The organism is Enterobacter cloacae complex sp. IR5441, from assembly GCF_049238215.1.
In the GTDB taxonomy this organism is placed as follows: Bacteria; Pseudomonadota; Gammaproteobacteria; order Enterobacterales; family Enterobacteriaceae; genus Enterobacter; species Enterobacter hormaechei_C.
The window spans coordinates 1-12,611 of sequence record NZ_JBMKIA010000003.1 but is presented as its reverse complement, the minus strand read 5'-3'; the positions used below and the strand labels follow the sequence as shown (position 1 = coordinate 12,611).

The 12,611-nt window shown below is 57.5% G+C and carries 9 protein-coding genes and 1 pseudogene; 2 read left to right on the top strand and 8 right to left on the bottom strand.

The features are described from left to right. Positions 1–92: 92 nt before the first annotated feature. Positions 93–665, bottom strand: coding sequence for a flavin reductase family protein (locus ACOTX5_RS04605; protein WP_017382293.1), 573 nt, complete (start codon positions 663–665; stop codon positions 93–95). A gap of 105 nt (positions 666–770) precedes the next feature. Between ACOTX5_RS04605 and nhoA the strand changes: the two genes are divergently transcribed. After that, positions 771–1,616, top strand: coding sequence for an N-hydroxyarylamine O-acetyltransferase (nhoA, locus tag ACOTX5_RS04600; RefSeq protein WP_015570465.1), 846 nt, complete (start codon positions 771–773; stop codon positions 1,614–1,616). Positions 1,617–1,696: 80 nt separating this feature from the next. On the opposite strand, the gene narI is transcribed toward nhoA, so the two are convergent. From narI to ACOTX5_RS04570, 6 genes are all read right to left on the bottom strand, one after another. Next, positions 1,697–2,377 (bottom strand): respiratory nitrate reductase subunit gamma, encoded by a 681-nt coding sequence (gene narI / locus ACOTX5_RS04595; protein ID WP_015570467.1) that lies wholly within the window; start codon positions 2,375–2,377, stop codon positions 1,697–1,699. After that, entirely contained in the window at positions 2,374–3,069 is a 696-nt protein-coding gene (gene narW / locus ACOTX5_RS04590; RefSeq protein WP_017382295.1) for a nitrate reductase molybdenum cofactor assembly chaperone, read from the bottom strand. The genes narI and narW overlap by 4 nt, the downstream gene beginning before the upstream one ends. Then, a complete protein-coding gene (narH, locus tag ACOTX5_RS04585; protein ID WP_017382296.1) occupies positions 3,069–4,613 on the bottom strand; it encodes a nitrate reductase subunit beta in 1,545 nt (514 codons plus the stop codon). The genes narW and narH overlap by 1 nt, the downstream gene beginning before the upstream one ends. Continuing rightward, positions 4,610–8,350, bottom strand: a complete 3,741-nt coding sequence (locus ACOTX5_RS04580; RefSeq protein WP_063945145.1) for a nitrate reductase subunit alpha — start codon at positions 8,348–8,350, stop codon at positions 4,610–4,612. The genes narH and ACOTX5_RS04580 overlap by 4 nt, the downstream gene beginning before the upstream one ends. A 67-nt stretch (positions 8,351–8,417) precedes the next feature. Continuing rightward, entirely contained in the window at positions 8,418–9,803 is a 1,386-nt protein-coding gene (locus tag ACOTX5_RS04575; RefSeq protein ID WP_026094300.1) for a NarK family nitrate/nitrite MFS transporter, read from the bottom strand. A gap of 210 nt (positions 9,804–10,013) precedes the next feature. Further along, positions 10,014–10,589 (bottom strand): TetR family transcriptional regulator, encoded by a 576-nt coding sequence (locus ACOTX5_RS04570; RefSeq protein WP_045338669.1) that lies wholly within the window; start codon positions 10,587–10,589, stop codon positions 10,014–10,016. 116 nt (positions 10,590–10,705) lie between these two features. Between ACOTX5_RS04570 and ACOTX5_RS04565 the strand changes: the two genes are divergently transcribed. Continuing rightward, the gene (locus ACOTX5_RS04565; protein WP_045911762.1) at positions 10,706–12,196 is read left to right on the top strand and encodes an MFS transporter; all 1,491 of its coding nucleotides are present in this window, start codon (positions 10,706–10,708) and stop codon (positions 12,194–12,196) included. A 45-nt stretch (positions 12,197–12,241) separates the two neighbouring features. On the opposite strand, the pseudogene ACOTX5_RS04560 reads toward ACOTX5_RS04565, so the two are convergent. After that, a pseudogene (locus ACOTX5_RS04560) lies at positions 12,242–12,493 on the bottom strand (porin); the annotation flags it as partial. Between the last annotated feature and the right edge of the window lie 118 nt (positions 12,494–12,611).

Genomic DNA, 12,611 nt, shown 5'->3' with positions numbered 1-12,611 from the left:
CACATAACTAATATCCTCTTTTTTAAAGACAGCTGTTAAGCATTAAATGTTATACGAAATCATTATATTTCAATGGCATCTGATTTATGTTATCAATCCAGCGCCTTCACCATTTTCCCGCTCGCGACAAACGTACCCGCACCCAGATGATGCAGCGTATTCAGCTTATCCCCGTCAAACTGCCAGCGTCCGGCGACAAATGCGCGTTCATCCGCCGCGGCGGAAACCACTTCGCCAAACAGGGTGTCATATTTCTCTGCCGCAGAGGTTACAGGTAATAACCGGCACTCCATCCACGCCAGACATTTCTCTTCTATAACCGGCAGGCCAAGCTCAGGGCCATAAATAACCGGGATCCCGTAGCAGTTAAATTTATCCTCGTCTCGCCCGCTGACGCTGCCGACCGCCCAGGTCCAGTTGGCTGCCGCCACGCCGGGGATCACAATGCCGAATTTCCCGCTGCGTTCGATCAACTCCCGTGACCACGCGCTTTTGTCTACCACAATCGCGATACGCGGGGGCTCAAATTCCACCGGCATAGACCATGCGGCGGCCATGACGTTGCGACGATCGATGGTCTCATCCCGGCTGGTGATGAGCACGGTTGGACCGTGATTCAGAAGACGGCTGGCATGGCGTAATTCAACAGGGCGAAAGTGGTTCATAGGATCTCCTCATGTACACGATGAGTATGACGAAAAAGCACTTTTGCGCATATGCATAAGGGAAAATAGTTTATAAACAGGGGATATCACATCCTGGAGCAAATCATGTCCCCATTTCTGAGTGCTTATTTCGCCCGCACGGGCTGGCAGCAGCCCGTGCAGGTTGATATCGATACCCTGCGGGGGCTGCATTTACACCATAACTGCGCAATCCCTTTCGAAAATATCGATGTTGTTTTGCCGCGGGAAATCCATCTGGACGACGGGTGTCTGGTGGATAAACTGGTCACCGCGCGTCGGGGGGGGTATTGCTTCGAGCAAAACGGCCTGTTTGAGCGGGTGTTGCGCGAAGTCGGTTTTACGGTGCGCAGCGTGCTGGGGCGGGTTGTGCTGGCTAATCCGTCGCAGATGCCGCCGCGTACGCACCGGTTGCTGCTGGTTGAGCTGAACGGCGAGCGCTGGATCGCCGATGTGGGATTTGGCGGACAAACGCTGACGGCGCCGATTCGTTTGATCGCCAACGAGGAACAGGAAACCCCGCACGGGAGTTATCGTTTGCTGAGCGAGGGTAACGACTGGGTACTGCAATTCCGCCATCACGAGCACTGGCAGTCAATGTACCACTTCGACCTGGCGACCCAGTACTTCAACGATTACGTGATGGGAAACTTCTGGTCGGCGCACTGGCCGCAGTCCCATTTCCGTCATCACCTGCTGATGTGTCGCCACCTGCCGGACGGGGGCAAGCTGACGCTGACCAACTTTAATTTTACCCACTGGCAGAACGGGCATGTGGAGGAGCAGATCCATTTGCCGGATGCGGAGGCGCTGTATAAGCTGATGCAGGCGCGGTTTGGCCTGGGCGTTGATGACCCGAAGCACGGCTTTACCCTGGCCGAGCTGACGGCCGTGATGGCGGGGTTTGATACGCATCCACAGGCAGGGAAATAGCCCGGTGGCGGCTACGCCTTACCGGGCCTACAGCGGCTTGAAACGTAGGTCGGGTAAGGCGAAGCCGCCACCCGACAAAATCAACGGCGCGATCTCACCACCTGATAGCGACGGGTAAAATACTCAAACGGCGCGCTCCAAACATGCACCAGACGGGTGAACGGGAAGATAAGGAAGATCGTCATCCCCAGCACCAGATGCACGCGGAAGATCGGTGCGACGCCGCTCAGCATTTCTGACGAGCCTCCCTTAAACGTCACGATCCCCTGCGCCCAGCCGACCAGCTTCATCATCTCGCTTCCGTCAGGATACTGGGCGGAGAAAGGAATGGTCGACAGCCCAAGGATGCACTGAAGCAGCAGGATACTCATGATGATAATATCCGGCGTGGTGGACGTGGCACGCACCCGCTGGTTGAACAGGCGGCGGATCAGCAGCATCGACCCGCCAATCAGCGTCAGCACCCCGCAAATCCCCCCCGCAATCATGGCTAACTGCTGTTTAACCGCGACGGGTAAAAACCAGGCGTACATCCAGTGCGGGGTTAACATGCCGAACAAATGCCCGAAGAAGATCCCCAGAATGCCAATATGAAACAGGTTAGAGCCCCAGTTCATACCGCGCTTGCTGAGCATCTGGCTCGACGAGGCGCGCCAGGTGTACTGCCCGTAGTCGTAGCGCAACCAGCTGCCAAGGAAAAACACGGTGGCGCAGATGTACGGATAAATGTCATAGAAAAACACGTTCAGGTAATGTGTCATTTTGGGCCTCCGGCGCTGACGTCCACGTACTGCGGCGCGACGTCCTGGCTAAAGCGTCGTTGATATTGCTGCATCGGCGAGCTGTCGCACGATGTGGCGTTGTCTTCAATAAACTTCACCTGTTCCTCTTCCCACACGGCGTCCAGCGCCTGACGGGTATCATCCCGTTTTTCACCGGACACCTGTTTCGCCACGCTGTCGCTGGAAAGGCGCGTTCCGGCCAGCGTCAGCAGGGCGTCAAACAGCTGGTAATGCGCTACCTCGCGCTGTTTCAGGCGGCCACCAATCAGCGCCAGGATCGGCGCGACGTTTTGCAGCCCTTCACGCGCCTCGTCATCGCTGACGATACTGAGATATTCCAGATAGAGCGGCAGATAGTCCGGCAGCTCGCGGCAGTCAAGCTGAAGGCCGGCTTTCTCATACTGGCTCATCAGGTCGACCATCGCCTGACCGCGATCGCGGGACTCGGCGTGAACGTGTTCGAACAGCAGTAGCGAGGTTGCGCGCCCGCGTTCAAACACTTCGCACCATTCGGCCTGCTTATCCAGCAGCGGGGCGCTCAGGTGCTGCTGCGCAAACGGCAGCAGCATGGGCGCGTCCTGTTCCACCAGGGAAAGCGCTTCGTCACGGTTTTCCCACAGCAACTCATCGGGATACTCAATGAGCAGCGCGATGATTTTGAGGATCTGCATTATTCTCCCTCCCCGTGTTCGCGCACTTCGGTGATGTTGATCGCGTCGATGCGGCTGCTGTTGAAGAGGTTGAATTTGGTGTCGGAGCCGTGGCAGCCGTCGCCGAAGGTGAAGCCGCAGCCGTTTTTCTCCGGGAAGGCGTCGCGCGCCATTTCGCGGTGGCTGGTCGGGATCACGAAGCGGTCTTCGTAGTTGGCGATAGCCAGATAGCGGTACATCTCCTCAACCTGCGCTTCGGTCAGGCCCACTTCTTCAATGGCGCGGGTGTCGGTCACGCCTTCCACGGTCTGGGAGCGTTTGTAGTGGCGCATCGCCATCATGCGCTTCAGGGCGCGCAGCACCGGACCGGTATCGCCCGCGCTGAGCATGTTTGCCAGGTACTGCACCGGAATGCGCAGGCTTTCTACGGCAGGCAGCACGCCGTCGCTCTGCGGCAGACCACCCGCGTCCGCGTAGGACTGAATCGGTGACAGCGGCGGCACATACCAGACCATCGGCAGGGTGCGGTATTCCGGATGCAGCGGCAGGGCAAGCTTCCAGTCCATCGCCATTTTGTAAACCGGGGAACGCTGTGCCGCGTCGATGACGTTCTGCGGAATACCCTGTTTCAGCGCTTCCTCAATCACCGCCGGATCGTTCGGGTTAAGGAACACGTCGCACTGGCGCTCGTACAGATCGGTTTCATGCTCGGTGCTGGCCGCCTCTTCAATGCGGTCCGCGTCATACAGCAGCACGCCAAGGTAGCGGATGCGCCCGACGCAGGTTTCCGAGCAGACGGTCGGCTGGCCGGACTCAATGCGCGGGTAGCAGAAGATGCACTTCTCTGACTTGCCGCTCTTCCAGTTGAAGTAGATTTTCTTGTACGGGCAGCCGCTGATGCACAGACGCCAGCCGCGGCATTTGTCCTGGTCAATCAGCACAATGCCGTCCTCTTCACGCTTGTAAATCGCACCGCTCGGGCAGGTGGCAACGCAACTGGGGTTCAGACAGTGCTCGCACAGGCGCGGCAGGTACATCATGAAGGTGTTTTCAAACTGGCCGTACATCTCCTTCTGGATCTTCTGGAAATTGCGGTCGCGGGCGCGTTTTTCGAACTCGCCGCCCAGCAGCTCTTCCCAGTTGGGCCCCCATTCGATTTTATCCATTCGCTTGCCGTCAATCAGCGAGCGCGGGCGGGCGGTAGGGAGGTGATCGCCCTCTGGCGCGCGGTGCAGATCCTGGTAATCGAAGGTGAAGGGTTCATAGTAATCGTCAATCTGCGGCAGGACGGGGTTAGCGAAAATCTTCGACAGCACGCCCATTTTGCCGCCGAGGCGCGGGGTCAGCTTGCCGTGAATACCGCGGATCCAGCCGCCTTGCCACTCATCCTGATCTTCCCAGTTTTTCGGATAGCCGATACCCGGTTTGGTTTCGACGTTATTGAACCACGCGTACTCCATCCCTTCGCGCCCGGTCCAGACGTTCTTACAGGTGACCGAGCAGGTGTGGCAGCCAATGCATTTATCGAGATTCAGAACCATGCCAACCTGTGAGCGTATTTTCATTTTTTCGCCTCCTGTACCTGATCCCGACCTTCGCCGTCCAGCCAGTTAATGTTTTTCATTTTGCGGATCATGATGAACTCGTCGCGGTTCGAGCCGACGGTGCCGTAATAGTTGAAGCTGTACGCCAGCTGCGCGTAGCCGCCGATCATGTGGGTCGGTTTCGGGCAGACACGGGTGACCGAGTTGTGGATCCCGCCGCGCCGTCCGGTTACTTCTGACCCCGGAATGTTCAGAATGCGCTCCTGAGCGTGGTACATCATGGTCATGCCCGGCGGTACGCGCTGGCTGACCACTGCGCGGGCGGTGAGGGCGCCGTTGGCATTAAAGGCTTCGATCCAGTCGTTGTCCTCAATGCCCAGCTCGCGCGCGTCGGTTTCGCTGATCCAGACGATTGGCCCCCCGCGCGACAGGGTTTGCATCAGCAGGTTTTCGCTGTAGGTGGAGTGAATGCCCCATTTCTGGTGCGGCGTCAGGAAGTTAAGCGCTTTTTCCGGGAATCCGTTCGGCGGGATTTCGCGCATATGGGTAACGCTGCGGGTGTCAATCGGTGGACGATAGGCCACCAGACTCTCCCCGAAGGCGCGCATCCAGGCATGATCCTGATACAGCTGCTGGCGGCCCGAAATCGTGCGCCACGGGATCAGCTCGTGAACGTTGGTATAGCCTGCGTTATAGGAGACGTGTTCGCTCTCAAGGCCGGACCACGTCGGGCTGGAGATGATTTTGCGCGGCTGCGCCTGAATATCGCGGAAGCGGATTTTCTCATCTTCTTTGTTCAGCGCCAGATGAGTGTGATCGCGTCCGGTCAGTTCGCCGAGGGCTTCCCAGGCTTTGACCGCGACCTGACCGTTAGTTTCCGGCGCAAGGGCGAGGATCACCTCTGAAGCGTCAATGGCGGTCTCGATGCGCGGACGACCTTTCGCCGGGCCGTCAGGCTTGACGTAGTTGAGCTTGCCGAGGAAATCGACCTCATTCTGGGTGTTCCACGATATGCCTTTTCCGCCGTTGCCGAGCTTGTCCAGCAGCGGCCCAAGGGCCGTGAAGCGCTCGTAGGTTTCCGGATAGTTGCGCTCGACGACTGCAATGTTTGGCGCGGTTTTGCCGGGAATCAGATCGCACTCGCCTTTGCGCCAGTCCAGAATATCAAAAGGCTGCGACAGCTCCCCCGGGGAGTCATGCTGAAGCGGCTGTAGCACCACGTCAGTTTCGGTGCCGAGATGTCCGACGCACACTTCAGAGAAGACTTTGGCGATGCCCTTGTAAATCTCCCAGTCGCTGCGGGACTCCCACGCCGGGTCAACGGCTGCGGAAAGCGGGTGAATAAACGGATGCATGTCCGAGGTATTCATATCGTCTTTTTCATACCAGGTGGCGGTGGGCAGGACGATATCCGAGAACAGGCAGGTGCTGGACATACGGAAATCGAGCGTCACCAGCAGATCCAGCTTGCCCTCAATGGCGGCGGTTTGCCATTCCACTTCCTCGGGCTTCACGTCGTCCGTTGAGCCTAAATCCTCACCCTGAATACCGCTCTCGGTGCCAAGCAGGTATTTCAGCATGTATTCATGGCCTTTCCCGGACGAACCGAGCAGGTTAGAACGCCAGACGAACAGGTTGCGCGGGTGGTTCTTACCGTTGTCCGGCTGTTCGCAGGCGAAGCGAATATCACCCGATTTTAACGCCTGCACGGTGTAATCCTGCGGCGACATCCCGGCGGCGTCGGCGCGAGCTTTCACGTGCAGCGGGTTGAGGTTGAGCTGCGGCGCGGAAGGGAGCCAGCCCATGCGCTCGGCGCGGACGTTGAAATCAATAAGGTGACCGGTAAACTTCGATGCGTCTGCAAGGGGAGAAAGCAGTTCCTGTGCGGTGAGCTTCTCATAGCGCCACTGGCTGGCGTGGTTGTAGAAGTACGATGTGCTGTTCATCTGGCGCGGCGGACGGTTCCAGTCCAGCGCGAAGGCCAGCGGCAGCCAGCCGGTTTGCGGGCGCAGCTTCTCCTGGCCCACGTAGTGCGACCAGCCGCCGCCGCTCTGCCCGACGCAGCCGCAGAAGACCAGCATGTTGATCATCCCGCGGTAGTTCATGTCCATGTGGTACCAGTGGTTCACACCGGCCCCGAGAATGATCATCGAACGACCGTGAGTTTTGTGCGCCGTGTCGGCAAATTCACGGGCGATTTTTTCTATCAGATAAGCGGGGACGCCGGTAATTTGTTCGCCCCAGGCCGGGGTGTAGGCTTTTATCTCGGCGTAGTTTGTCGCCGCGTTACTGTCTTCCAGACCGCGATCGAGGCCGTAGTTTGCCAGCACCAGATCGTACACGCTAACCACGCGTCTCTGGCTGCCGTCGGCCAGCGTCAGGGTTTTACTCGGTACGCGGCGCGTCAGCACCGGCTCCTGCTTCACGCTGCGGAAATGCGGATTCTCGTTGCCCCCGAAGTAAGGGAAGGCCACGTCTGCCACGCTGTCGTGGGTGATGAGCAGGGAAAGCGTCAGCTCGGTTTCCTGTCCCGCAGCCAGCGACTCCAGGTTCCATTTGCCTTTTTCACCCCAGCGGAAGCCGATGGAACCATTCGGCGCCACCAGATTTCCGGCCACGTCAAAGGCGATGGTTTTCCACTCCGGATTATTGGTTTCACCCAGCCCGTCGGCCAGATCCGACGCGCGCAGCATGCGGCCCGGCACCACGCGACCGTCAGCCTGTTCATCCAGCAGGACCAGCATCGGCATGTCGGTGTAGCGGCGGCAATAGTTGAGGAAGTACTCGCTCGGGTTATCGAGGTGGAACTCTTTAAGGATCACATGGCCCATCGCCATGGCAAGGGCGCTGTCGGTACCCTGTTTGGGGGCCAGCCACTGGTCGCTGAGCTTCGCCACCTCCGAGAAGTCCGGCGTAATGGCGACGGTCTTGGTGCCCTTGTAACGCACTTCGGTAAAGAAGTGGGCGTCCGGGGTGCGCGTCTGCGGCACGTTCGACCCCCAGGCAATGATATAGCTGGAGTTGTACCAGTCCGCGGATTCCGGCACGTCGGTCTGTTCGCCCCAGGTCATCGGCGACGCCGGTGGCAGATCGCAGTACCAGTCATAGAAGCTCAGGCAGGTGCCGCCGAGCAGGGAGAGATAGCGCGTACCGGCGGCATAAGAGACCATCGACATGGCCGGGATGGGGGAAAAACCGGCTACCCGATCCGGGCCGTAGTTTTTGATGGTCCAGACGTTGGCGGCAGCAATCAGCTGGTTAAGCTCTTTCCAGTTTGAGCGCATAAAACCGCCTTTTCCGCGCGCTTTCCTGTAGCTCTGCGCTTTCTGCGGATCGTTCTGGATGGCATCCCAGGCCAGCACCGGATCGGTATGCTGCGCCAGCGCCTCGCGCCAGAGTTCGATCAGCCTGCGGCGTACCAGCGGGTACTTGAGACGGTTGGCGCTGTAGAGATACCAGGAGTAGCTTGCGCCACGCGGGCAGCCGCGAGGTTCGTGGTTAGGCAGGTCAGGGCGGGTGCGCGGGTAGTCGGTCTGCTGGGTTTCCCAGGTCACCAGGCCATTTTTGACATAAATCTTCCAGCTACAGGAGCCGGTGCAGTTAACGCCGTGGGTGGATCGCACAATCTTGTCGAACTGCCAGCGCTGACGGTAGCTGTCCTCCCAGTCGCGGTTGGTGTGGTACACCTGCCCGTGCCCATCGGCGAAACTGTCGCCTTTTGTTTTGAAGTAACGGAAGCGGTCCAACAGTTTGCTCATGACATTTCTCCTGCTTCGATAGCATGGCCGGAGGGTGAGACATCACGCTCCGGCGAAGAGGTAGTTATTATTTTTGTGAGGATTTGCGGCCGTACACCAGCCAGGTGACGAGCACGCAGACGATGTAAAACACGAGGAAGACTTTCATGGCGCCCACCGGGGAACCGGTCATCGCCAGGGATGTGCCAAAGGCTTTGGGAATAAAGAACCCGCCTACCGCACCGATGGCAGAGATAAAGCCCAGCGCGGCAGCCGTTTCGGTCACCGCTTCATGCTGTGCCTGTTCGTCGCTCCCGCCCTGTTTTTTCACGCGGTCGAGGGTGATTTGGCGAAAGATAATCGCGATCATCTGGAAGGTCGAGCCGCTGCCCAGGCCTGCGGTGAGGAACAGGCCCATAAAGACCAGATAGAAGGCCATAAAACTGCCTGAACCAGACCCGGGGAGCGTCAGGAAAATCAGGGCGCTAAAGATGGCCATAAAAACGAAGTTGATCAGCGTCACCCGTACGCCGCCCAGCCTGTCTGAAATCATTCCGCCAGCCGAACGCGCCAGAGCGCCGATCAGCGGGCCAAAGAAGGCGAGGTGGAGGATATTTACGTCCGGAAACTGGGTTTTCGACAGCATAGCAAAGCCTGCCGAGAAACCGATAAACGAGCCGAAGGTTGCCAGATAAAGCAGGCTAAGCAGCCAGAGGTGAAAGCGCTTAAGCACCGGAAGCTGGCTGGCAATGGACGCTTTCGAGCTGGCGATGTCGTTCATGCCAAAAAACGCCGCAAGGGTAGCAAGAATCAGCAGCGGGGCCCAGATCCACGCCGCGTTCGCCAGCCACATCGTCGAGCCATCCTCCTGGGGGACGCCGTGAACGCCGAGGAAGGTAAACATCGGCAGAAAAATCACCAGCGGCGCAACCAGCTGCATCACGCTCACGCCCAGGTTACCCAGCCCGCCGTTAATGCCCAGCGCGCTGCCCTGTCTGGCTTTCGGGAAGAAGAAGCTGATGTTTCCCATGCTGGAAGCGAAGTTGGCGCCGGCAAAACCGCACAGCAGTGCGATGATGATAAAGACCCAGTAAGGCGTGGCGGTATTCTGGATGGCGATCCCAAGCCAGACACAGGGTACGACCAGGATAACGGTACTTAACACGGTCCAGTAACGTCCGCCAAATATCGGCACCATAAAAGAGTAGGGGACACGCAATATCGCGCCGGAAAGAGAAGGTAATGCCGTTAGCATAAAAAGCTGATCGGTGCTGAAATTAAATCCGACCTTATTAAGATTTACCGCAATAGCGCTAAACAACATCCATACACAAAACGCGAGAAGCAAACACGCCACGGAAATCCACAGGTTTCTACGTGCGATATGTTTCCCTTTATTCTCCCAAAATTGCGCGTTTTCCGGTTTCCAGTTACTCAACAGATGCTGATTACTCTTCTCGCTTTGATGTGACATATCACCCTCTTGCTTACCCAAATGGAGAGAAAAAAGAAGTGAAAACAGAAAGATACCTTTCGGCAGTTTGTAGAAATTTTTGGATGTTATGGGATACATCTGAAAGGATAGATAAAAAAGCGAATCCCTGAGTTTGGAATGGGAATCAGGGTTCGCTTTATGTGTTACTAATTGTAACTATTTGCGGAAATTAATACCCCGATGGGAGTATTAATACAATTCGAGGGAAATAAGCTTATCCAGATGCTTATTAAATGCCGCGTCGTCCATTTCAGGCATATTTAATACGTATATGCCATCCAGGCCACATACCAGACCAATTAAACGCCAGGCGATATTTTCCGGCTGGTCAGCAAGCGTAAAGGCGTTGGCCTCCGCCCCAGCGCGGATAATCGCGACCGTTTCCTGGTGCCACATCTCCATAGTCAAAACGTAGGCGCCTTTGATATCGCTATCCCGGCTGGCGAGAATTTGCGCCTCCCGCCACAGTCGAATGTAGGGCTCAAACCCGCCGTCATCGCTGCCGAGCATGGCATGCAGGCGCTCGCGCCAGCCGGCGTTTTCGCCAACGATTTCAGCATCCAGCAAATCGCGGATCAGCCGGACAAACGCCAGCGACTTAAGCTCGCCCGCCGACGCAAAGTGGTGATGCACCTGCCCGGTGGCGACGCCCGCTTCGGTGGCGATGCGGCGCACGGTCATCGCAGCGAATCCTTCGGTCAGCGCCACGCGCATCGCGGCCTGGAGGATCTCTTCCCGCCGCTCGTCCTTGCTCAGATAACGCATAATTTCTCACTCTCAATGGCAACGAAACGAGTGTAACAAAGAGCTGGACAAGTGTTCAACTTTACGTAGGATCGCATTCTGGACATGTGTCCAGTTTTTAACTGAAAAGGAAATTTATGTTTCGTCAGTGGTTAGCGTTAGTGATTATCGTGCTGGTGTATATCCCGGTGGCGATTGACGCGACGGTGCTGCACGTGGCGGCGCCAACATTGAGCATGACGCTGGGTGCCAGCGGCAACGAATTGCTGTGGATTATTGATATTTACTCGCTGGTGATGGCGGGAATGGTGCTGCCGATGGGCGCGCTGGGCGATCGCATAGGTTTTAAGCGCCTGCTGATGATCGGCAGCGTGCTGTTTGGCCTGTCATCGTTAGCGGCGGCTTTTGCGCCGTCCGCGGGCTGGCTGATTGCCGCCCGCGCGTCGCTGGCGATTGGCGCGGCGATGATCATTCCGGCTACGCTTGCAGGGATCCGCACCCTGTTTATTGACGTGCGGCACCGTAATATCGCCCTCGGCGTCTGGGCTGCCGTTGGGTCGGGCGGCGCGGCGTTTGGCCCGCTGATTGGCGGCATGCTGCTGGAGCACTTTTACTGGGGGTCGGTGTTCCTGATTAACGTGCCGATCGTGCTGATCGTGGTTTCGCTTGCTGCGCGCCTGGTGCCTGCTCAGCAGGGGCGGCCCGAGCAGCCGCTCAATATCAGCCATGCCATTATGCTGATTGTGGCGATTTTACTGCTGGTCTATAGCGCCAAAATCGCCCTGAAAGGGGTGCTGTCGCCGTGGATGGTGGCCTGTACGCTGCTTACCGGGGCGGTGATGCTGTTTATCTTCGTCCGTATCCAGCTGCGCGCGCGCGTGCCGATGATCGACATGCGTCTGTTTTGCCATCGCATTATTTTAAGCGGCGTGGTCATGGCGATGACCGCCATGATTGCGCTGGTGGGCTTTGAACTGCTGATGGCGCAGGAGTTGCAGTTCGTGCATGGTTTTACGCCGTTTGAAGCAGGGATATTCATGCTGCCGGTGATGGTGGCGAGCGGATTTAGCGGGCCGATCGCGGGTGTGCTGGTCGGGCGTCTGGGGCTGCGCATTGTCGCGGCCGGAGGCATGGGGCTTAGCGCGGTCAGTTTTATCGGCCTGTCGACGCTCGATTTCAGCACCCAACAGTGGCAGGCGTGGAGCCTGATGGTGCTGCTGGGCTTCAGTGCCGCCAGCGCACTGCTGGCATCGACGTCAGCGATCATGGCTGCCGCGCCGAAAGAGAAAGCGGCCGCCGCAGGCGCGATCGAAACCATGTCCTACGAGCTGGGTGCTGGTCTGGGGATCGCCATTTTCGGTCTGCTGTTAACCCGCAGCTTTTCGGCGTCTATTGTACTGCCGCAAGGGCTGAGCGCGTCGCTGACAGATAAAGCCTCGTCGTCCATCGGTGAAGCGATGAAGGTGGCGCAGGAGCTGTCGCCGTCTCTGGCCGAGCCGGTGATGAAGGCGGCGAAAACCGCGTTCATCACCTCGCACAGCGTGGCCCTGGGCAGTGCGGGAGGCATGCTGCTGATTCTGGCGGTCGGGATCTGGTTTAGTCTGGCGAAGGTCGGAGGGCAGCAGTAATAAAAAAGGCCAGCCGCGAGGGCTGGCCTTTTGAACTAACAGATCTTAGAACTGGTAGGTCAGACCTACAGCTACGATGTTGTCGGTAGCCACTTTGGCATCTTTGGTGAACTGGCTGTCATCCACGAGGTTGATTTTGTAATCAACATAGGTGGACATGTTTTTGTTGAAGTAGTAGCTCGCGCCAACGTCAACGTATTCAACCAGGTCCTGGTCGCCATAAGAACCGATGTCTTTACCTTTGGATTTCAGGTAAGCGATGGACGGACGCAGACCGAAGTCAAACTGGTACTGAGCCCTGATGAATCCCCTAATGATTTTGGTAAAAATCATTAAGTTAAGGTGGATACACATCTTGTCATATGATCAAATGGTTTCGCGAAAAATCAATAATCAGACAACAAGATGTGCGAAC